This window comes from Collinsella aerofaciens (genome assembly GCF_015560135.1).
Taxonomy (GTDB): Bacteria; Actinomycetota; Coriobacteriia; order Coriobacteriales; family Coriobacteriaceae; genus Collinsella; species Collinsella aerofaciens_AN.
In genome coordinates this window covers 36,206-58,483 of sequence record NZ_JADMRH010000010.1, presented here as the reverse complement: position 1 = coordinate 58,483, position 22,278 = coordinate 36,206, and the positions used below count along the sequence as shown (strand labels likewise).

General features: G+C 59.2%; 18 protein-coding genes. 7 read left to right on the top strand and 11 right to left on the bottom strand.

Translation table 11 applies throughout. The features are described 5' to 3' along the window. Position 1: 1 nt before the first annotated feature. Complete coding sequence (locus tag I2H19_RS05840; protein ID WP_022095149.1) at positions 2–859, bottom strand: class II fructose-bisphosphate aldolase; 858 nt, start codon at positions 857–859, stop codon at positions 2–4. Between the two features lie 334 nt (positions 860–1,193). Between I2H19_RS05840 and I2H19_RS05835 the strand changes: the two genes are divergently transcribed. Continuing rightward, positions 1,194–1,997: a DeoR/GlpR family DNA-binding transcription regulator gene (locus I2H19_RS05835; RefSeq protein ID WP_195621910.1), complete on the top strand. Its 804-nt coding sequence runs from the start codon at positions 1,194–1,196 to the stop codon at positions 1,995–1,997. A 66-nt stretch (positions 1,998–2,063) separates the two neighbouring features. On the opposite strand, the gene I2H19_RS05830 is transcribed toward I2H19_RS05835, so the two are convergent. Both I2H19_RS05830 and I2H19_RS05825 read right to left on the bottom strand, forming a co-directional pair. Continuing rightward, on the bottom strand, positions 2,064–3,224 hold the full coding sequence (locus I2H19_RS05830) for an FprA family A-type flavoprotein (RefSeq protein ID WP_195621909.1): 1,161 nt from the start codon (positions 3,222–3,224) through the stop codon (positions 2,064–2,066). Between the two features lie 129 nt (positions 3,225–3,353). After that, complete coding sequence (locus I2H19_RS05825; protein ID WP_195621931.1) at positions 3,354–4,340, bottom strand: LacI family DNA-binding transcriptional regulator; 987 nt, start codon at positions 4,338–4,340, stop codon at positions 3,354–3,356. 382 nt (positions 4,341–4,722) lie between these two features. Here I2H19_RS05825 and I2H19_RS05820 point away from each other — a divergent pair, with 382 nt between their 5' ends. The 3 genes from I2H19_RS05820 to I2H19_RS05810 all read left to right on the top strand — a co-directional run bounded on the left by I2H19_RS05820 (position 4,723) and on the right by I2H19_RS05810 (position 9,161). Next, positions 4,723–5,928, top strand: a complete 1,206-nt coding sequence (locus I2H19_RS05820; RefSeq protein ID WP_195621908.1) for a galactokinase — start codon at positions 4,723–4,725, stop codon at positions 5,926–5,928. Further along, entirely contained in the window at positions 5,919–7,547 is a 1,629-nt protein-coding gene (locus I2H19_RS05815) for a UDP-glucose--hexose-1-phosphate uridylyltransferase (protein ID WP_195621907.1), read from the top strand. The genes I2H19_RS05820 and I2H19_RS05815 overlap by 10 nt, the downstream gene beginning before the upstream one ends. 312 nt (positions 7,548–7,859) lie before the next feature. Continuing rightward, the gene (locus I2H19_RS05810; protein WP_195621905.1) at positions 7,860–9,161 is read left to right on the top strand and encodes an ATP-binding protein; all 1,302 of its coding nucleotides are present in this window, start codon (positions 7,860–7,862) and stop codon (positions 9,159–9,161) included. A gap of 256 nt (positions 9,162–9,417) precedes the next feature. Here I2H19_RS05810 and I2H19_RS05805 read toward each other — a convergent pair whose 3' ends face one another. The 7 genes from I2H19_RS05805 to I2H19_RS05775 all read right to left on the bottom strand — a co-directional run bounded on the left by I2H19_RS05805 (position 9,418) and on the right by I2H19_RS05775 (position 15,532). Further along, the gene (locus tag I2H19_RS05805; protein WP_195621902.1) at positions 9,418–10,353 is read right to left on the bottom strand and encodes a hexose kinase; all 936 of its coding nucleotides are present in this window, start codon (positions 10,351–10,353) and stop codon (positions 9,418–9,420) included. Between the two features lie 53 nt (positions 10,354–10,406). Then, positions 10,407–11,288, bottom strand: coding sequence for an aldose 1-epimerase family protein (locus I2H19_RS05800; protein WP_195621900.1), 882 nt, complete (start codon positions 11,286–11,288; stop codon positions 10,407–10,409). A gap of 119 nt (positions 11,289–11,407) precedes the next feature. Continuing rightward, on the bottom strand, positions 11,408–11,932 hold the full coding sequence (gene lacB, locus I2H19_RS05795; protein WP_006234831.1) for a galactose-6-phosphate isomerase subunit LacB: 525 nt from the start codon (positions 11,930–11,932) through the stop codon (positions 11,408–11,410). 63 nt (positions 11,933–11,995) lie between these two features. After that, the gene (gene lacA / locus I2H19_RS05790; RefSeq protein WP_006234830.1) at positions 11,996–12,424 is read right to left on the bottom strand and encodes a galactose-6-phosphate isomerase subunit LacA; all 429 of its coding nucleotides are present in this window, start codon (positions 12,422–12,424) and stop codon (positions 11,996–11,998) included. A 307-nt stretch (positions 12,425–12,731) separates the two neighbouring features. Further along, complete coding sequence (locus I2H19_RS05785; RefSeq protein WP_195621899.1) at positions 12,732–13,754, bottom strand: hypothetical protein; 1,023 nt, start codon at positions 13,752–13,754, stop codon at positions 12,732–12,734. 220 nt (positions 13,755–13,974) lie between these two features. Then, positions 13,975–14,313 (bottom strand): PTS lactose/cellobiose transporter subunit IIA, encoded by a 339-nt coding sequence (locus I2H19_RS05780; protein ID WP_006234827.1) that lies wholly within the window; start codon positions 14,311–14,313, stop codon positions 13,975–13,977. Positions 14,314–14,527: 214 nt separating this feature from the next. After that, a complete protein-coding gene (locus tag I2H19_RS05775; protein ID WP_195621898.1) occupies positions 14,528–15,532 on the bottom strand; it encodes a LacI family DNA-binding transcriptional regulator in 1,005 nt (334 codons plus the stop codon). A 357-nt stretch (positions 15,533–15,889) separates the two neighbouring features. Here I2H19_RS05775 and I2H19_RS05770 point away from each other — a divergent pair, with 357 nt between their 5' ends. Continuing rightward, on the top strand, positions 15,890–17,656 hold the full coding sequence (locus I2H19_RS05770; protein ID WP_195621897.1) for a PTS transporter subunit EIIC: 1,767 nt from the start codon (positions 15,890–15,892) through the stop codon (positions 17,654–17,656). A gap of 66 nt (positions 17,657–17,722) precedes the next feature. After that, complete coding sequence (gene lacG / locus I2H19_RS05765; protein ID WP_022094685.1) at positions 17,723–19,162, top strand: 6-phospho-beta-galactosidase; 1,440 nt, start codon at positions 17,723–17,725, stop codon at positions 19,160–19,162. Positions 19,163–19,438: 276 nt separating this feature from the next. Here lacG (I2H19_RS05765) and I2H19_RS05760 read toward each other — a convergent pair whose 3' ends face one another. Beyond that, on the bottom strand, positions 19,439–20,467 hold the full coding sequence (locus I2H19_RS05760; RefSeq protein WP_040358938.1) for a LacI family DNA-binding transcriptional regulator: 1,029 nt from the start codon (positions 20,465–20,467) through the stop codon (positions 19,439–19,441). Positions 20,468–20,817: 350 nt separating this feature from the next. Here I2H19_RS05760 and lacG (I2H19_RS05755) point away from each other — a divergent pair, with 350 nt between their 5' ends. Next, positions 20,818–22,260 carry a 6-phospho-beta-galactosidase gene (lacG, locus tag I2H19_RS05755; RefSeq protein WP_195621896.1) on the top strand — a complete coding sequence of 481 codons (1,443 nt, stop codon included), beginning with the start codon at positions 20,818–20,820 and terminating at the stop codon, positions 22,258–22,260. The last annotated feature ends 18 nt before the right edge of the window (positions 22,261–22,278 follow it).

Sequence of the window (22,278 nt, the reverse complement as noted above, 5' to 3'; positions counted from 1 at the left end):
GTTACTCTGCTTTGCCCACAGAGTTGAGGTTGGTCATGCGAATCTTAACCAGCTCGGTGATCTCGCGCATGCCCTCCTTGGCCGGCTTCTTGGGGTCGAAGCAGGCGGGGTTCTCGGCCATGTAGGCCATGAAGCCCTTGGTGTAGGCCTGACGCAGCTCGGTGGCGTAGTTGACCTTGCAGATACCGTTCTTCACAGCCTCGGCAACCTGCTCATCGGGCACACCGGAGGTGCCGTGCAGAACCAGCGGCACGTCGACGGCGTCGCGGATAGCCTTGACCACGGACTGCTCGATGTGCGGATCGCTCGTGTACACACCGTGGCTGGTGCCAACGCCAATTGCGAGGGAGGTGCAGCCGGTACGCTCGACGAACTCCTTGGCCTCGGCCGGATCGGTGTAGGGGCTCTCGCCCTCAACCGCGGGACCGTCGTCCTCCTTGCCGCCAACCTTACCGAGCTCAGCCTCGACGGGCACGCCCATGGCGCGGCCAGCGTCGGCGACGGACTTGGTCAGAGCGATGTTGTCCTCGAAAGACTCGTGCGAACCGTCAATCATGACAGAGGTGTAGCCAGTGCGGAAAGCCTGCATGCAGCGGTCATAGCCATCGCCGTGATCGAGGTGCAGGGCGACGGGCACAGAAGCGCGCTCGGCGGCAGCCTTGACCATGCCGTAGAAGTAGTCCAGACCAGCGGTCTTGATGGTGCCCGGGGTGGTCTGCATGATGACGGGGGACTTGGTCTCCTCGGCAGCAGCCAGAACGGCCATAACAAACTCGAGGTTCTCAACGTTGAACGCGCCGACGGCGTAGTGGCCGGCCTGAGCGTCCTTGAGCATCTTTTCGGTGGTAACAAGTGCCATGAGCGTTTGCTCCTCTCCCTCGCCCGCATCTGGACATCGGGCGTAGTTGTTCGCAAGGCGTTTTACCTTGCGTTTTGCTGCGCTCATTGTATGAAATTCAGCAGCTTTGCACGTGCGAGATATTGAGCCCATGCAGGTCAATACAGTCATTTTTGAAAAGCAAACGGAAGGAATTTGAGCCGAGTGGACATGTTCGATATTGAATTTTGAGTGTTCAGCGTCTTTCTTTTATAGAAAAGATAAGTAATCGAAAGGTCTTTTCTTACTCAAAAAGAAAATGAACGAAAATAGAGTCAACACAATTCCTGCAAATTTAGCCGAGAATGGAGCAAGCATGGCCCAAGCCACCAACCGTGCTTTTGCCGACGAACGCCGTACCGCCATTATGGAAATGCTCGAGCATAACGCCTCGGTGCAGGTAGCAGAAATCGCCCAGACCTTTGGCGTGTCCTCCGTTACCGCCCGCGCCGACCTAGACGCGCTCGCCGAGTCTGGCAAGCTGCGCCGCACGCATGGTGGCGCTGTGTCGCTCCAGAAGCGACTGACCGTATCCACCCAGGATCGCCGTATCAACGTCAACGTCGCCGCCAAGCAGGCCATCGCGCAAAGCGCCATCGAACTCATCAGCGATGGTGACACCTTGCTTGTCGACTCGGGCACCACCGCGCTCGAGTTTATCCGCTTGCTCGACCAGCGCGACGGCATCACCGTCATCACGGCCGACATCACCATCGCCGATTACATCGACGAGAGCATGCCCTCAGTCGATGTCGTCATGCTGGGCGGGGCACTGCGCAAAGGTCATCGCTATCTGTACGGCCCACTTACCATGCAGGCGCTCCAAATGGTCCACGCCGACCTTGCCGTCATGTGCCCCGGCGCTTTTGTTCCCGGCTGCGGCTTTACGACCGACTTTCCGCAGATGGCCGAGACCAAAGCGGCTATGGTCGGCGCCGCCCGTCAAAGTGTCGCCCTCATGGACGCCAGTAAGGTCAACGGACGCGGCATGTACCGCTTTGCCAAACTGACCGATGTCGGTACCATCGTGATGGACCGTGACCCCGACGATGCCGTCGCCGCCTCAATCGCCGAGTTAGCCAACGACGCTCGTCCAGCCCTCATCATCGCCAGCGCGTAAACAAAAACCACCACAAAGGTGCCTGTCCCCTTTGTGGTGGTTTGAGCGTTAAAAGTAAACGTATCGCTACTTGGAGAGCTCGTCAGCGAGGGCCTCGATCTGGGCGCGCGATGCGTCGTTGAGCGAACCCAGCACGGTCACCTTGTTCTGCGCCAGGGTGATGTCCTTCATACCCTCGAGCTCCTTGGTCATAACCTTGGCAGCTGCAGGCGCCCAGGAACCGGCCTCGACAAGCGCCACGGTGCGGTTCTGGTAGGCATGCTCGGCGAGCGTATGGATAAAGGTGCTCATGAACGGGAAGATCTCGCCCTGATAGGTGATGGAAGCGAGCACCAGACGGTCATAGCGGAACGCATCCTCAACGGCCTCGGCCATGTCGTCGCGAGCCAAGTCAAAAACGGAGACCTTCTGGCCGCGGGCCTCGAGCGCAGATGCAAGCTCCTCAACGGCAGCCTTCAGATGGCCGTACACGCTCGCGTAGGCAATGGTGATTCCCTCGTCCTCGGGCTGATAGCTCGACCAGGTGTTGTAGGTGTCGAGGTAGTAGCCCAGGTTCTCGGTTAGCACGGGGCCATGGAGTGGACAGATAACCTGGATGTCCAGATCGGCGGCCTTCTTGAGCACGGCCTGCACGAACTTGCCGAACTTTCCCACGATGCCAAAGTAGTAACGGCGTGCCTCGCAGGCCCACCCTTCCGGATCTTCGATGTCATTGGCACCAAACTTGCCAAAGCCATCGGCACTAAAGAGCACCTTGTCGGTGGCCTCGTAAGAGAACAGCACCTCGGGCCAGTGAACGTTGGGAGCGCCGACAAACGTCAGGCTGTGGCCGCCCAGGTCGAGCACGTCGCCCTCTTTGACGACCATCTTGCGCTCGGGATAATCGGTGCCAAAGTAGTTGACCATCATGCGGAAGGCGCCCATGCTGGCCACAATCTGCGCCTGGGGATAGCGCTCCATAAAGGCGGCGATGCCAGCAGAGTGATCGGGCTCCATGTGATGGACGACCAGGTAGTCGGGCGTACGGCCATCGAGCACGGCCTCGAGGTTGCCGAGCCACTCGTCGACAAAACCGCCGTCGACCGAATCGGCGACAGCGATCTTTTCGCCCAAGATAACGTAGCTGTTGTATGCCATACCGTTCTCGGACACATCGTACTGGCCCTCGAACAGGTCAATGTCGTGATCGTCGACGCCAACGTAGCGGATATCCTTGGTGATCTCCATCAGGCAAAGCCTCCTAGATAGACAAAAGAGCCCGTCTATCATAGCACTCGGCTGCATCCCAACAGCTATCTGCCGGCATCCTTACCGATTGTTATTGAAATGCGATAAACCGCCGTTTACCAGCACAAACTATGAGCGCGGTATCGCCGTGCTATGTCGAATGATGAGCTGGCCGGGAATACGAATGACAACGGTTTTGCCCGCCGTACCCGCCTCGGGAACCGCATGCTCAAACACCTCGCGTCCGCGCTGGTGCAGATCGAACCGCACGGTCGTGAGCTCGTTGTGTGCGACAAAATCATCGAGCGAATCGTCGACGCCCACCACGCTCACGTCCTCGGGCACGCGTAGGCCGCTATCGCGCAGCGCGGCGATGGCGCCATTTGCCATCTGATCATTTGCCGCATAGATCGCCGTCATGGTGCGATCGTGCTCGGCCAGATACCTGCCGGCCTCGTAGCCGCTGTTGGCAGACCAGTCGCCCTCGAGCGGCTCCGTTGGCTCAATATGCTTGCGCTCGAGCGCATCCTGCCAACCGGCACGACGGAACTGCTCGTCCACCGAAAAGGACGGACCGCCGATATATCGGATCTGCTCGTGGCCCAGCTCAAACAGATGGTCCATAAGTAGCAGCGAGCAGCCGTAATGGTCAGAATCGACCGTGGTCACGCGGGGATGCGCGTACATGGTGACGATAACCGTGCCGATACCCGGCAGCGGATCAAACGTCTCAAAGTCGGGCGCCATGCGGCTCATGCCGATGATGATGCCATCGACCGGCAGCGCCGCCATGCGCCGCGTGGCCTCCGCAAGCGAAAACTCCTCGGTCTTGGACATCTCGACCAGCGTAATGGCGCAAGAATGCTCGCGTGCGGCACTAGCGATACCGTCAATCATCGTGAGGTTACCGAACTTGGTGACATCGTTGACGCATAGGCCAACCGAATGGTAGCGACCGTCGCGCAACGAACGGCCGGCATAGCTCGGGCGAAAGCCGAGCTCCTGCATGGCGGCTTGCACGCGCTGGCGCGTCTGCTCGTTAACGTTAGGCAGACCATTGGCGACGCGCGAGACCGTCTGCTGCGAAACGCCGGCAGCGCGGGCGACGTCGGCCATGGAGACCGGACGCGAGCCTGTATCGTTGGAGGGGCGCCTTGCCACAAGATCACCTTCATCTTTGCGAGATCAAAATAGCGTGCATGCCGACCCGTGCAGAAATAGAGCCCGCGCGGAGGGTCGCTATCGTCGGACGCATGTTAACGTACTCTACTTTTTCTAGCTGCGTCTTTTCTGCTCTATAAGTCCATACGGCACTACCGTTCACGGCCGAATTTCGACCGATTACCAGATTCTCAAAAAGTGATATGCGTTATGTTATGAGTACGTTAACATAGCCCGTAACGTGCGGCATCGTGGATGCTGAGTTCACGCCGCTTCAAATTGTTAACGTACTCATAACGACGCAAAACTCCCTGTACGCGCCAAGGAAAGGACCCTCATGACCGCCCCCGACGAAAAGACGCTCGCCATGCTCACCAAGCTATTTGAAGAGGAGTTTGGCCCCATCGGCGACCGCCAGGTGCTCTACGTGCACGCGCCCGGCCGTTCCGAGATCAGCGGCAACCACACCGACCACGAGGGCGGCCACGTTATCGCCGGCTCGCTCGATGTCGCCGTCGATGGCATCGCCGTGGCAACCGATTCCAACAAGATTCGCGTCGCCGACGAGGGCTATCCTACGTTTGAGATCACGCTCGACACGCTCGACATTCAGGAGTCCGAGAAGGGCACGTCCGCGAGCCTCGTCCGCGGCATGGCCCATGAAATCGCCGCTCTGGGCGTTGAGCCCCAAGGCTTCGACTTCGCCTTCACCTGCTCCGTTCCCTCGGGCGGCGGCCTTTCCAGCTCTGCTGCCGTCGAGGCCGCGTACGGTCGTGCCATGGAGACGCTCTGGGGCGCGCCCGCGATTGAGCCCGTCGCACTCGCCCAGATGAGCCAGCGCACCGAGAACAACTACTACGGCAAGCCCTGCGGTCTAATGGACCAGGCCGCTGTTTGCCTGGGCGGCCTTGCCTACATGGACTTTGAGGACCAGGCTCAGCCTAAAACCCAGAAGCTCGAGCTCAACTTTGAAGATCACGGCTATGCGCTCGTGCTCGTTAAGGTCGGTGCCGACCACGTGGCCGCCACCGACGACTACGCTGCCGTTCCGCGCGAGATGCAAGACGTCGCCGCCGAATTTGGCAAGGCACGCCTGTGCGAGGTCGACGTTGCCGACTTTGACGCCAAGCTCCCCGAGCTGCGCGCCAAGCTGGGCGACCGTGCCTGCCTGCGCGCCGTTCACTACTGGTACGAGAACGGCTTGGTCGACAAGCGCTGGGCGGCCCTGAACGCCGGCGACATCGACCAGTTCCTGGTCCTGACGCGCGAGTCCGGCGCCAGCTCTGCCATGTACCTGCAGAATGTCGTTGCCAAGCTGGGCTCCGAGCAACCTTCCATGTATGCCTTGGCGCTGGCCGAGCATGTGCTCGACGGCCGCGGCGCCGTCCGCATCCACGGTGGCGGCTTTGGTGGCACCATCCAGGCCTTCGTGCCGCTCGAGCTTGTCGACACCTTCATTGCCAAGATGAACGGCTGGCTGGGCGAAGGCTCTGCCCGCCACTACGCAATTACTGACAAGGGGGCTTACGCGGCATGGCTGTAATGACCGACGTGCGCGAGGCTGCGCAGAACCTGATCGAGTACGCTATTCACCGATCGATGATCGGCCAGAACGATCGCATCTGGGCATACAACACCATTTTGGAGTGTATCGGCGCCACGGGCCCCGCACTCGACATGGCCTGGGCGCTGCAGACCGAGAAGATTTCGCTTCTGCACCCTGGCACACTCCCCGACTTTGACCTTGAGGGCACGCTCGCCGTACTTTCCGAGGCCGCCGTTGCCAACGGTACTGCCGAGGACACGGCGTCGGGCCGCGACCGCATCGCCATGCGCATCATGGGTGCGCTCATGCCGAGGCCTTCGGTTGTAAACGAGGAATTCAACGGACGTATGGGCGTCAACGAGCCCCGCGCCGCGACCGACTGGTTCTACGGCCTGTGCTGCGACGCCGGCTACGTGCGCCGTGCCGCTATCGCGCGCAACATCAAATGGAGCACCCCCGCCAACTGGGGCGACCTGGAGATCACCATCAACCTGTCCAAGCCCGAGAAGGACCCGCGCGATATTGCCGCAGCAGGTGAAGCCAAGAACACGGGCGAGAAGTATCCCGCTTGTCAGCTCTGCATCGAAAACGAGGGCTATCCCGGACGCTCCGCCGCAGCCGACGGCGGCGCCCATCCCGCCCGTCAGAACCTGCGCGTTATTCCCATTCAGCTAAATGGCGAGCGCTGGGGCTTCCAGTACAGCCCGTATGCGTATTTTAATGAGCACTGCATTGCCATGAGCTCCGAGCATCGCCCGATGCACGTGGACCGCAAGGGTCTGACCTGCCTGCTCGACTTTGTCGACCTGTTCCCGCACTACTTTATTGGCTCCAACGCCGACCTGCCCATCGTGGGCGGCTCGATTCTGTCGCACGACCACTTCCAGGGCGGCGCGCACGAGTTCCCCATGATGCACGCCGCCGAGGTCTCGCAGTTTAGCGTGCCCGGTTTTGACCAGGTCAGCGGTACCGTGCTGCAGTGGCCGCTCTCGGTGCTGCGCCTGCGCTCGCATGACCGCGCTCAGCTGCTCGACGCTGCCGAGAAGATTATCCTCGCCTGGCGCGAGTGGACCGATGAATCGGTTGGCGTCATCGCGCACACAGCCGACGGCGTGGCGCACAACACCGTGACGCCCGTCATCCGCCGCGTCGACTCCCGCGGCAATGCCGGCGGCGAGATCTACGAGGCCTACCTGGCGCTTCGCTGCAACATCACGAGCGAAGAGCATCCGCTGGGCGTATTCCACCCGCATGCCGAGTATCACCATATTAAAAAGGAGAACATCGGCCTGATCGAGGTCATGGGCCTGGCCATTTTGCCGCCGCGCTTGGTTCCCGAGCTCGGCGCTGTCCGTGAGCACTTGCTGGCAGCCAAGGCCGATGCCAGCTACGACCTTGCTGGCGCGCTCGAGGGCGACGACCTTTGCCGCAGCCATGTCGCGTGGGCCGAAGACGTCTTTGCCCGCCGCGCCGACGAGCTTACGGCCGACAACGCCATCGATATCCTGCACGAGGAGGTCGGCGTGGTGTTTGGCCACGTGCTCGACAACGCCGGCGTCTTTAAGTGGGACGAGACAGGACGCGCCGCCCAGCAGCGCTTTATCGACTCGCTATAGAGCACGGGCCCGAACGTTCAACAGCAGCCCGCACGACATAGCCACCTACACGGCAACGGCGCCCGCCGGCAACATCGCCGACGGGCGCCGTTTTCTGATGCAAGGGTAGCTAATTTGCACCAAAACAAGGAGTGTTCCAAACTGCCGGCAGAGAAGGAACGCCCCCAGGTGCCGACCTACACCCCCACATTATTCGATGGAAAAACGTGGTTGCCTCCCACATTATTCGATGGAAAAACGTGGTTTACTCCCACATTTTTCGATGGAAAGACCAAGACGGTCTTATACTAACCATGATCGTTAGGGGGCAGTATGCAGCGACAGCTAATGGACGAACTCATCGCTTGGAAATCTAGGGCAAATCGCAAGCCCCTCCTGCTTAAGGGGGCCCGCCAGACGGGAAAAACCTGGCTTCTCAACGAATTCGCAGGCCAGCAGTATCAAAACGTCATCCGTTTTGACTTTATGCTCGAACCGGGCGCACGTTCGCTGTTCGACGGAAGCCTTGACCCCAAACGCATCATCTCCCAGATAGAGCTCCTGCACGGCCAGACCATAACGCCGACAGACACGCTCATCATCTTCGACGAAATCCAAGAGGCACCGCGTGGCATCACCTCGCTCAAATACTTCAACGAGCTGGCGCCGGAATACCATATCGTGGCAGCCGGCTCCTATATGGGGCTCGCGCTCCGACGCGAAAACGAGTCGTTCCCCGTCGGCAAGATCGACCAGCTTACCATGCGCCCCATGGGGTTTGTCGAGTTCGTTCGTGCCGTCGATGGCGATCCGCTCGCAGATGCCATCCTTGCCGCAAACATGGACCTGCTGGCAAACGTTTCCGAAAAGCTCGAGCGCCTGCTCAAGGAATACCTCGTCGTCGGTGGCATGCCAGAAGTTGTCTCCGCTTTCGCCGCCTCCCACGATTTCATCGAGGCCCGCAGGCTTCAGCAGCAAATCATCGAAGCTTATGAATCCGATTTTGGTAAGCATGCACCAGCCCGCATCGTCGAGCGCATGAGGCTGGTTTGGAAATCCCTTCCCGGCCAGCTCGCAAAGGAAAACAAGAAGTTCGTCTACGGCGCGCTTCGTCCCGAGGCGCGCGCACGCGATTTTGAGAAAAGCCTCCAGTGGCTCATGGACTATGGAATCGTTCATAAGGTACCACGTGTTTCCGCCCTAAGAGCACCGCTCACAAGCTACGAGGATCTCTCGGGCTTCAAGCTGTTCTGCATCGACACCGGCATCCTCGGAGCACTCTCCGGCCTCTCGCCAGCCATTGTTCTGAACGGGCCCGCTGTTTTTACGGAGTTCAAAGGCTCGCTGACCGAGCAATACGTCGCACAGGAGCTTTTGCTCCAAGGCAAAACTCCCGCGTATTGGTCATCCTCCTCCGGCAATGCAGAGACTGACTTTGCCATCGACCATGCGGGGATCGTGCTTCCGCTCGAGGTCAAGGCGGCAGAGAACCTCAAAGCAAAGAGCCTGAGGATTGCCTGCGAGAAGTTCAAGCTCGAGCGCTGCGTGAGAACATCGTTAGCGGCATATAGAGACGAGGGCACGCTCGTCAACATTCCGCTCTGGGAGATTGGGCAAATCGACAAGCTGGCATAGGCGCTGTGGAGGGGGTGTCCCGTAAGGAGTGTCCCAAACTGCCGGCAGAAAAGGAACGTCCCTATCTGCCGCATTCCCGAAGCAAGGCAACGCCGATGTCTTGGAAACGACAGCGAGCGGGCCGCATTTGAGACAAGGTGACGTGAAACGAAAGGGCGCTGACCTTCTGGTCGCGCCCTTGAAGTTGAACGTCAGATTGTCCAAATGCGGCCCGCGCAGCGTCGGCTGGTTACGCGGTTCGTAGAACCGCGTAACCCTAAAGCTCCGTTACTTCAACGCTGTTGTAGACCTCGTCCCAGCGATCCATGACCAGGTGGCCGGTCTTGGGATCCATGGCGTTGAGCTTGCCGCAGGCATTGGCGGTCTTGAGCACCGTGACGTCGTCGGCACCGGCAGCGATGGCATGCGCAAAGCCGGCGATGGTCGAGTCGCCGGAACCCGTCGCGTTCACAGCCGCAATCGCGGGCGTCTTGGCGCGGAACGCGCGACCCTCATGGAAGCCCACCGAACCGGCAGCGCCCATCGAAACGACAACCCAGGGAATACCGGCAAAGCGGCCATCGGCGGCGAGCGCCTCGCGCAGGGCATCGACATCATCGGTCGTAAAGGACGTACCCAGCAGGCCGTTAATCTCGGTCAGGTTGGGCTTTACGAGCTCGGGCTTAGCGTTAGACTCCAGCGCGGCCTCCAGCGATGCACCAGAGGTGTCGAGCAGCACCTTAGCGCCCGCCTCTTCGGCGATCTTGACGAGCTCGGCATAGTAGCCGGCATCGACACCACGCGGCAGCGAGCCCGAAAGCGTCACAACGTCCGCCTTCGCTGCAAGCTCGGCAAACTTGGCCGTAAAGGCCTCGAGCTCGGCCGGAGCGATCTGCGGGCCGCTCTCCAGCAGCTCGGTCTGATTGCCCTCGTGCAGAATATTCAAGCAAATGCGCGTCTCACCGGCGATGGGCACAAAGTCGTTCTTGACGCCGTCGGCATCCATAAGCTCGGCCATATAGGCACCCATGTGGCCGCCGAGCAGACCGGTCGCGAGCACATCGTCGCCCAACTGCAGCAGCACACGGCTCACGTTGAGGCCCTTGCCGCCAGCGGTCTTTTCGGGCGTCACACGGTTAACATCGTCGATGATCAGCTTGTCGAGCTGATAGCGCGTATCAATCGACGGGTTCATGGTAACGGTCAGAATCATGTTGAACTCCTGTTCCGGGGCGGCATGACCCGCCCCAAACATACGATAACTCGTTAAAGGATCTCGATCTCAAAGCCGCGGGTAACAGTCTCCCCCGGCTTAGCCACCAGGCAGCCACGCTTGTGCTCCAGGATATCGTCCTCGTCGGAGCAGGTGGACAGACCACCCCACGGTTCAACAGCCACAAAGTCGCCCTCTGGCTTGCTCCACACAATCAGGTACGGCATATCGGGGAACGTCAGGCGCACGCCCTTGTTCTCGGTTTTCTTGGTCAGCGTAACCACGCGGCTCTCGAGCACGTCGAAGATGGTCTCCGCGAAGTCAAAGAGTTCATGGGTAAGCGGCAGGTTCTGGCCGATCATGGGGTTCTTGCTGCGATGCTCAACATCAATCAGGCCCGTCGAGGGAACGGCAGTACAGAGCTCGGTGGCCTCACGCTGTTCAAAACGGAGCTCGTAGTCGTCATAGGACTCGCCCTCGTCGAGCGGACACTTAAAGCCGGGGTGACCGCCCACAAAGAACGGCATGTCCTCGGTGCCTTCATTGGTCACCTCGTACGACACGGCCACCTTTTCCGAATCAATCGTGTAACGAGCAACGATCTTAAACGGATACGGGTACTGCTCGAGCAACTCGGCATGGTCGGCAGAGCTTAAGCTCAGCGCAACCATGTTGTCGCTCTGTTCCTCGAGCTTCCACTCCTGTTTGCGCGCAAAGCCGTGGCGGGCGAGCTTTACCTCGCGGCCGCCCATGGTCATTGCGTGACCGTCACGAAGGCCACCGCAGATCGGGAAGCAAATAGGTGCCTGGCCCGACCAGACCGCCGGATCACCCTGCCACAGGTACTCACGGCCGTTGGCCACAATTGAGGTGAACGAGCCGCCCGCCGCGCTCAGTGCTACGCGGATAGAACCGTTATCAAGAACAAACTCCATAGGAGCCTTCCCTTTCTTACGACAGCCCGCCAAGTCAATAGGGCTGATAGAAAACCGGCCCGCGCCCCCTCACAGAAACGCGAGCCGTCAACGGACTAGTTAATTACGCCGGATACCCGCTAATCATGGTATTCGCCGCGGTCCCACTTCTCGAGGAACTCGTCAAAGAAGTGCGGGTCAGCCTGAGCCTCGGCGTCGGCCTTATTGCAGGCATCGATCTTGGCGATCAGGGCATCGTGCTCGGGGGTCTTCTCGTAGGGCTCCTCCAGGAAGGCAAGCATGATATCGGCCATCAGGAACTCGCCGGTAATCTTGCCGCCAAAGCCCACGATGTTGGCGTTGAGCTCGCGACGGGCATACAGGGCAGAGGTCATGTCGCGAACCAGGGCGCAGCGGGCGCCGGGAACCTTGTTGACGGCGTTGGTGATGCCGATGCCGGTGCCGCACAGGGCCACGCCAAAGTCGGCCTTGCCGCTGGCAACAGCCTCGCCCACGGCCTTACCGTAGATGGGATAGTGCGTACGGGTGTGGCTGTAGGTGCCGCAGTCGAGCACCTTGTAGCCAGCCTGCTCCAGGCGGTCGGCCAGATAGATCTTCTCGTCCGTAACGATATGGTCGCAACCGATTGCGATGGTCTTCTTCATCAGAACGTCCTTTCGTCTGAATTCACAAGTTGAGATAGAAGTTCGAGTTCTCGGTGGCTCTCGTTAGGCCATCTTGTTGAGCATGTCGACACGGATCTGGTGACGGCCGCCGGCGTACTGGGCGCGCAGGAACTCGCGGGCGATCTTCTTGGCGACCTCGGTGCCCACAACGCCCGGGCCCATGGTGACCATGCGCGAGCCGTTGTGCTCGCGGGTCATGTAGGCGGAACGCTCATCGGAAATGTTGGCGACGACCATGCCCTTTATCTTGACGGCGGCCATATAGGAGCCGACGCCGTACTTATCGAATGCGAAGCCCTGGGAATCCTTGTGCTCCAGCAGGTCCTTGGCAACGGCGGTCGCGGAATCGACAAAGTCCGCGGCAGGGGTCTCGGAATAGTCGACGACCTCGTGACCGTCGGCGATGAGCATCTCCTTGATGGACTCCTTCATCGACATACCGTCGGCATCGGAAGCGATTACAACCCTCATGACATCCTCCTTGAGAGATACGCAGGTGCGTAGTTTCTGTTTGGAAGTGTTGAATCGCGTTCAGGTCCGGGCATCTGAATGTGCGGTTCTTCACTGTTCGTGTTTATTTGAACACATTCGAACAGTAACTGCAAGAATTATTTGTTTATCTTTGTTCTTTTTTGAACAAATACCGTTTACGGATGATTGCTGACCGTTTGAGCCGGCGCGGACGTAGCGACCATGTATTCAACAAACAAAAAGGGCGGCCGAGAACGCATCTCGGCCGCCCTTCTTACGGTTGGTTTTCCAAAGATCGCTTTGCCGCCTACTCAGACTGCCCACCCTTTTTGGCGTGCTTGGAAGGAGCGCTCAAGAAACGACCCGTCAAATAGTTCGCCGGGCCGGAAATATCGATCCCCAGCAGCACGTGGCCCAGCCACAGGAACGCCACGAGCACCAGTAGAGGAATCACACACGAGGTCACGATCATCACAATGACGCCTTCGATGAGATCGGTCACCTGCCGCACGATCTCATCGGTCATCTGCTTGGCGCCGCTGGTCACCGACGTAACAAGGCTCGATGCCCCATCAGTCAACTGCTCGAGCACGTTTTTGGACTCCGTGGCCTCGGATTTTTTCTTGTTCGATTTTGAGCTGGTCTCGGCTGACTTGTCCGTGGTGTCGGCCGCGTCCGCAGCCTTTTGCTCAGCTTGCTCAATACTTACACGATACGTTTCATCGACCTTTTGCGACACCCATACGCTCGCGGGCACGAGCGCCATGCCGATCACGGCAACCACCAGCACGCGCGTCGCCACACGGCGCAGGACAGTGCTCGTGCTCCAGCGCCCGTGAATGCCGAGCGACACCGCAAAGAGCACCAACGCAAACGGGATTAAGATGCCCAGGCCAACCGACCACAAAATCGTGAGCAAATATTTCTCTAGGTATAGCACGGCAAGCACGATACCAAGGTTGCCTGAAAGCTGTGCGAGCTGCTCGGCAACCGGCGTTCCCGTATCGCCTGGCAGCGCCGTGATACCTGCAGATAGGGCAACGCACGAGGTCGTGAGCGCCAAAACGTTGCCCTTCTTTTGATCGATAACCTCGATGGTGGAGTCCCATGTCTTGGTATCGGCAAAATGCGGGCGTGCGACAAAGCCCGACAGGAGCGCCATTACCACAAGGGCGACGATGATACCGATCTGCAGTATTTTGTTTGCACACACGATATCGGACAGGCTCGGCTGCAGCTCAACCACTGTCGTAGACTCGGTAATCTGGACAGGGCGCCCATGATCCATCGCGTGCGCGTCTCTCTTTTGCATCAGTCCGTTGTCCGGCATTTGGATACCTCCTCATTCCGGTCTGTATTGCGGATGGAAGTATACCCACGAAGCAAAATGTCCAACAGCGCCCAATAAGTTGCGGTGAAATAGGGACTGTTTTATGCCTGCCAACCCCTTTTCAGTCCCTATTTCACCGCAACTTAGGCTGAGGGACAGAAAAAGCCCTGCCGCGGGTAGCGGCAGAGCTTTTGGAAGGGGACTTGGTTGTGAGGGCTCGTTAGGCGAGCTTGGCCTCGAGCTCGGCGATGCGCTTGTAGGCATCGATGGTAAAGCGGGTCTGCTTCTCCAGGATCATAGTGGTCATGAGAGTGTCCTGAGCGTGAGCCATGATGAAGGTCATCTCCATCTCGCCACCGCCGGCCTCCTGCGAAAGCAGTTTGGTCTGCGTGTCGTGGGCACCGATGAGCGCATCGCTGGCATCCTTGTGCAGCTGTTCGGCCTTCTCAAAGTCACCCTCGCGAGCAGCATCGAGCGCTGCAAGCAGATCGGTCTGGGCGTCACCTGCGTATGCGACGATCTCGAATCCAACCATCGAGATTTCTTCTTTGGTTGCCATATTGCGTTCCTTTCACATATGAACCAATGGAGAGCATCGCGTCCGGGCATACGCGCTGCGTTGTGTATGACAGAAACAATAACATTCAAACAAAAAAGAACAGCTCAAAACGTAATTTCGAGCTATGAACGGTCACTTTTCGCCCGTGAACGGTTTTTAAACCAATCTGAACAATATCAAACACAATTATCGGCAACCCAAACAGGACCGCACCCTAACACAAATCGCGCACCGTATCGCCCTCTACAAGCACACCGGGGATCAGCATGTGCTCCACGCCAGACGCGCCCCCATCGGCGCCGGCAATCTTGTCGACCGCCCACATGCCGACGCGCTTGTTGTCAAAGCGCACCGTAGTCAGGCGACAATCGGGCACGATGTCGCCCAGACTGTCATCAACACCCACCACGCTCACGTCCTGGGGCACGCGCTTTCCGCGCGACTCGAGCCCGCGAATGCAGCCGTAGGCCATGGCGTCGTTGGAGGCATAAATGGCCGTACAGGTCGGATCGTCCGCCAGAGCCTGGCCGGCAGCATATCCACTCTGCGCCGTCCAGTCGCCGCGCACGAGCTGCGGGGGCTCAATGCCATGCGCACGCAATGTCTCACGCCAGCCTTCCTCGCGCCGCATGCCCGAAAGCGAACGCTCGGGACACGAGATAAAGTGCACGGTCTTGTGCCCCCGCCCCAGCAAGTACTCGACCACCTGGCGCGAGCAATCGAACTGGTCGTTATCGACCGTTGAACAGAGCGGGTGCTCCAGCATCGTAACGAGCACCGTCTGCATACCGGGCAGCGGCTCGAAGGTGCCAAAGTCCGCCGGCATGCGGTTCATGATCACGACTATACCGTCTACCGGCAGCGCGCTCATGCGTGACGATGCGCTCTCGAGGGTATACGGATGCCCGTCTACTTTAGTGAGGGTGATGGCATAGCCATGTTTGTCGGCCGCGGCGGCAAAGCCCTCCATACGGTCGAGGTTACCGGTACCGGTAATGTTGAACATGGCGACGCCGACGGTCTTAAACTTACCGCGGCGCAGCGATCGACCGGCAAAGTTTGGGCGATACCCCAGCTCGCGCATGGCGGCACGCACGCGTTCCTTGGTCTCGGGGCGCACGCTGGGCGAATCGTGCACGGTGCGCGAGACCGTCTGCTCCGAGACGCCCGCGAGACGCGCTACGTCTTTGACGGATACCGATTTTTTAACAGCGGCCATAGGTCGATCTTTCTATGTCAACGATGCCATTGGTGGCACCTTGCGCAGTCATTTTTAACGCCTTCAAGTATATCCAACGCCTCCCCCACCATACGCTCACCACCCAAAACCTACCGTTCACCGACATTTTTGCTTCCCCGAACGGCTTTTGTCGCCCAAATGTTAACGTTGCCATTGTGCAAACAAAGAGCCACTGGGCGGCTCAAACGTTTACGCGTAAGGAATCGACGGTTCGCAGGCACAGGAACCACCGGTTCGCGTCTTTTTTTGTGTCGCAAAATGGCAACGTCAACATTTTGGCAAGCAAACGTCAAAAGCTACCATCGTTGCTAACCCACCGACTCTTAGGAGCTTTGCATGGAGCAACTCATCGCCACTATCGAAAAGGGCCAGCCCTTTTTCAACGCGATCGCCCGCAACAAGTACCTCAAGGCGATCCGCGACGGCTTTATCTCCGTCATCCCCATCATCATCTTCTCGTCCATCTTCTGCCTGGTAGCCTCGGTCCCCAACATCTGGGGTTTCTACTGGCCCGATGACATCAACAACGCTCTGTGGAAGTGCTACAACTACTCCATGGGCATCCTGGCCATCGCCTGCGCCGCCACCACGGCCAAGCACTTCGCCGACGCTCAGAACCGCGACCTGCCCAAGAATAACCAGATTAACTTTATCTCATGCATGTGCGCGGCCATCATCGGCTTCTTGCTCCTTTCGAGCGACACGATCGCCACGGACGCCGCCAGCGGTTTCAACACCACCTACCTTGGTTCCAAGGGCCTGCTGACCGCTTTCATCGCTGCGTTTGTGACCGGCATCATCTACAAGTTCTTCATTAAGCGCAACATCACCGTCAAGATGCCCGAGCAGGTTCCGCCCAACATCTCGCAGACCTTCAAGGACATCATCCCCTTCTCCGTCTGCATCACCGTCTTTTGGGTCTTTGACATCGTCTTCCGCGCTGCTTTTGGCTTCTGCTTTGCCCAGGGCGTCATCCAGGTGTTCCAGCCCCTGTTCACCGCTGCCGACGGCTACATCGGCCTCGCTGTGATCTACGGCGCCATGAGCCTGTTCTGGTTCGTCGGCGTCCACGGCCCCTCGATCGTCGAGCCCGCCATCGCTGCCGCTCTCGTTGCCAATATGACCGACAACCTGGCTGCGTTCCAGGCCGGTCAGCACGCTTCCGCTGTCCTGACCCAGGGTGCCCAGTACTTCGTCGTCTGCATGGGCGGCACCGGCGCCACGCTCGTCCTGGTCTTTATGTTCTGCTTCTTGGCCAAGTCTCAGGAGATGCGCGCCGTCGGTAAGGCCGCTATCGTCCCCGTGTGCTTTGCCGTCAACGAGCCGCTACTGTTCGCCGCACCCATCGTGCTCAATCCCGTCTTCTTTGTCCCGTTTGTCTTTGCCCCGATCGCCAACATCTGGATCCTCAAGATCTTTATCGACTTCTTGGGCATGAACGGCTTTATGTACACCCTACCCTGGACCGTCCCCGGCCCCATCGGCACCATCATGGGCCTGGGCTTCCAGCCGCTCGCCTTTGTGATGCTCGCCCTTATCCTGGTTGTCGACTTTGCCCTGTACTATCCGTTCTTCCGTGCCTATGACGCCCAGAAGTGCGCCGAGGAGGCCGAGATCTCCCAGGAGGAGCTCGCCGCCAAGAACGCCGAGAAGGCTGCCAAGCTCAACGACGCCTTCCAGGGCAAGGCCGATGCCAAGAGCGTTGCCGCCGGCGCCGCTGCCGAGGCTGTAAAGACCGATGCTCCCGCCGCTGTCGCCGTTGAGGCAACGACCGTCAGCGACCTCAACGGCAAGCGCGTGCTCGTACTCTGCCAGGGCGGCGGCACCTCGGGCCTGCTCGCCAACGCGCTGGCCAAGGCTGCCAAGGAGCGCGGTATTAACCTCGAGACCGCTGCTGAGGCCTATGGCAACCACGTCGACATGCTCCCCGACTTCGACCTGGTCGTCCTGGCCCCGCAGGCCGCAAGCTACCTGGCCGACCTGCAGAAGGACTGCGAACGCGTGGGCAACAAGTGCGTCGCCTGCCGTGGCAAGCAGTACATCGAGCTCTCCCAGAACGGCGATAAGTCTCTCGCCTTCGTCTCCGAGCAGCTTTCGAAGTAAGTAACGCTCAGGGCCAGCCGACCATCCAAGACCGGCTGGCCCTTCGATTTAGACGATTGGATCATCATGTCCGTTAACCCTGCTAGCGTCACCAACCCGCCTGCGCAGTTTCCCGAGGACTTTGTCTTTGGCGGCGCCACCGCTGCCTACCAGGTAGAGGGCGAGACCCGCACCCACGGTAAGGGCAAGGTTGCCTGGGACGACTTCCTGGAGGCCCAGGGCCGTTTCTCCCCCGATCCCGCTTCGGACTTCTACAACCAGTACCCCGTCGACTTGGAGCTGTGCGAGGAGTTCGGTATCAACGGCATCCGTCTCTCCATTGCCTGGAGCCGCATCTTCCCCAACGGCACCGGCGAAATCAACCCCGAGGGTGTGCAGTTCTATCACGATCTCTTCGCCGAGTGCCACAAGCACCACGTTGAGCCGTTTGTCACGCTGCATCACTTCGATACGCCGCTTCCCCTCTTTGAGAAGGGCGACTTCCTCAACCGCGAGACCATCGATGCCTTTGTGGACTTTGCCACCTTCTGCTTTAAGGAGTACGCCGACCAGGTGACCTACTGGTTCACCTTTAACGAGATCTGGGCCGACGCCTCCAACACCTACATCGAGGGCACCTTCCCCGGTGGCGTCAAGGCGCATCTTGCCGAGGCCTTCCAGTGCGAGCACAACATGATGCTCGCCCACGCCAAGGCAGTGCTGGCCTTCCACAACGGCGGCTTTAAGGGCAAAATCGGCGTCATTCAGTCGTTGGAGTTCAAGTACCCGCTCAACGAAAACGACCCCGCCGACATCAAAGCCGCCAACAACGAGCACGTGCTGCAAAACCAGTTTTTGCTCGACGCCACCTTCCGCGGCGACTACGCGCCCGACACCCTCGAGTGCGCCAACCGTCTGGCCGCCGTCTCGGGCGGCACCATCGAGATCCTAGACGAGGATCTGGAAATCATGCGCGAAGCCGCGCTCTACAACGACTACCTGGGTGTTAACAACTACCAGTGCCGCTTCTTGAAGGCCTACGATGGCGAGAACGACCTGCACCACAACGGTACGGGCGAGAAGGGCACCGGCCGCTGGCGCGTCAAGGGCATTGGCGAGCACGTGAACAAGCCCGGCATCCCCACCACCGACTGGGACTGGATCATCTATCCCGAGGGTCTGTTCGATCTGCTCGTCTACATTAAGCAGCGCTACCCCAACTACAAGCAGATCTTCATCACCGAAAACGGCATGGGCTACAAGGACCCCTACAAGGACGGTTTTGTGGACGACCAGCCGCGCATCGACTACATCGAGCAGCACCTGCGCTGGTTGCTCAAGGCCATGGAGGTGGGTGTCAACGTGGGCGGCTACTTCCTATGGAGCCTGCAGGATCAGTTCTCCTGGACCAATGGCTACAACAAGCGTTACGGCTTCTTCTACGTTGACTTTGAAACCCAGAAGCGCACGCCCAAGGCAAGCGCATACTGGTATAAGCACGTGGCGCAGACCCGTCGTCTGGACTAGCGGCTTTCAACTAGCGGTTGGCGGAATTGCCCCGCTCACATAACCTGTCCCCATTTCTCAGCCGGGGGCGGCACGTCACACGGCGCGCCGCCCCCGGTCTTTTTGGGCGGTTCGGGGTCCGTTTGTCTCAATCTGTAACATCTAGCCGAGTTTTTGGGTCCTAGCTGTTACAGATTGAGACGAACAGGATTGCTCTTTCCGAAGAATCTAAATCTGTAACACGTAGCCCGCTTTTGACCGTCTACCTGTTACAAATCGAGACAAACGGAGTAGGACCTAACCCCGTATGTCCCTAACAGTCGAGCGTTCGACCAGCGTGCTCGGCACATGAATCGCCTCGATAGACGAGCTCTCTCCAATCGCCGCCTCAAACGCAAGCTTACCGACACCGCGCAAATCAAATCGCAGCGTCGTCAGCCGATTGTGAGGAACAAGTCCCTCGAGTGCGTCGTCGATACCAACCACGCTCACGTCGTCGGGCACGGACAGGCCCGCGTTCTCGAGCGCGGCGATAACGCCCAGCGCCATCTGGTCATTTGCCGCAAGCACGGCAGTCGGCGCCTGCGACCCGCCGGCAAGCACCTCGGCCGCAATCCGCTCGCCCATGGCGTACCCACTGTCCGCACTCCAATCGCCACGCAGCATCGGAGCGGCATCGACATGAGCACGACCCAGCGTATCGCGCCAACCGGCCTCACGAAAACGCGAGGAAATCGAGTTTTCCGGACCCGCCACAAACCGCATATTCGAGTGACCATGTTCCAGCAGATAATTGGTCAACAGCTCGCACGAACCATACTGGTCGGAGTCGATCGTCGTGCAGCGCGGATGCGCATACATGGACAGGATGACCGTTCGCACTCCCGGCTGGGGAACAAACTCCTCAAAATCGGGAGCCATGCGGTTCATGTTGAGAATCATGCCGTCGACGGGTCGCTCGACCATGCGGCGCGAGGCATCGGCAAGTGCATAGGGCTTGTCGCCGCCCATCTCGATCATAGTGACGGCAAAATCGTGCTCGCGCGCCGCTTGCATGATACCCTCGAGCGTCGCCAGGTTACCGACACGTGTGATGTTGTACATGCACAGGCCAATAGAACGATACGACCCGCCGCGCAACGCCGCTCCAGCAAAATTGGGACGAAAGCCCAGCTCTTCCATGGCGGCCAGCACACGCTTGCGCGTCTTTTCCGTCACGTTGGGCATACCGTTGACCACGCGAGACACAGTCTGGCGGCTCACGCCAGCGAGCGCCGCAACCTCTGCCGCGCTCGCCGAACGACCATTCCTTGTCTGCTGATCCATGCCTTCCACGCTAACCTGCTTCCCAACTATTCCCCGCGCCCATGGCGCATCGTACATACATTGATAACGTGCTCATGATACCCGAGCCATATACCACAACATGAAAACTTCTGTCAATCAAAACCGCTTACCGAACAAATACAACCGTTCGCGGCTGTTTGAAGTTGTTTTGTTTCTATACATCCCAGCCGGATGTTAACGTGCTCATTGTCAAATGTTCACGTGCTCATTTTGGTTCTAATCATTTTAAGATAGTGTTTATCGGGCTTTTTCACCGCTGAACGCTAACCAGGGAGCCTCCTGAGCGCAAACGCACAATATCGAACAGCGAGACGAGAGGGTGTATGCATATGTCTTTGCTAAACCGCGTACAGCAGCTGCCGAAGGGCTTTGTTTGGGGCGCCGCAACCGCCGCGTACCAAACGGAAGGTTCCACGAAGGTGGCAGGCAAGGGTAAGACCATGTGGGACGATTACCTTGTCGCCCAGGGTCGCTTTTTGCCCGACCCGGCCAGTGATTTCTACAACCGCTACGAGGAGGATATCCGCCTTTCTGCCGAGCATGGACTCAACGCCATTCGTGTGTCCATCGCCTGGACCCGCATCTTCCCCAACGGCGACGATGCCGAACCCCTCTCCGAGGGCGTTAAGCACTACCACGAGCTGTTCGCCTGCTGCAAAAAGTATGGCGTCGAGCCCTATGTGTCCCTGCATCACTTTGACTCCCCCGCCGCCCTGTTCAACCAGGGCGACTGGCTCAACCGCAAGACCGTCGACGCCTATGTGCGCTATGCCGAGTTCTGCTTCCGCGAGTTCCGCGAGGTCAAGAATTGGTTCACCATCAACGAGCTCATCAGCCTCTCGCACTCCCAATACATCCAAGGCAACTTCCCGCCCAACCATCACTTTGATGTGACGAGCGGCATCCAGAGCCAGCACAACGAGCTCGTTGCCCACGCCCGCGCCGTCAACCTGTATAAGGATCTTGACGAGACCGAGCACCTGGGCGGACGCATTGGCATGGTCAACGTCCTGACGCCGGCATATCCTGCCACCGACTCGCCCGCCGACCAGCACGCCGCCGACCTGTACAACGCCTTCTACACCGACTTCATCATGGACGGCGCCTTCCTGGGTCACTACTCCGCGCGCACCCTCTCACTCATCAACGAGATTCTGCGTGCCAACAACGCCACACTTACGGTTGAGGACAGCGACATGGAGGAGCTCGCCAAGGCGGCGCCCCGCAACGATATGTTCGGCCTCAACTACTATCAGTCGGCGTTTATCGCCGCCTACGATGGCGAGTCAACCAACAGCTTTAACGGCACCGGAGACAAGGGCACCTCGTGCTTTAAGTTTAAGGGCGTCGGGCAGCAGGTCGATATGCCGGGTATCCCCACCACCGACTGGGATTGGCTCATCTACCCGCAAGGCCTCTACGACACGCTCAAGCACATCAGCGCCACCTATCCCAACCTCCCCGTCATCTATATCACCGAAAACGGCCTGGGCCACAAGGACCCCGAGCCCGACGCAAACGGCATCGTCGCCGATCCCGAGCGCATCGACTTTGTCGACCAGCACATGGAGAAGGTGCTCCAGGCGCGCGCCGAGGGCGTCGACGTCCAGGGCTACTTTATCTGGAGCCTGCAGGACCAGTTCTCGTGGGCCAATGGCTATAACAAGCGCTACGGCCTGTTCTACATCGACTTCGACACGCAAAAACGCTACATCAAGCAGTCGGCACTCTGGTACAAGGAGCTCGCCGACACTATGGCGGACGCGCAGTAGCGCATCGCCTCGCTTTCC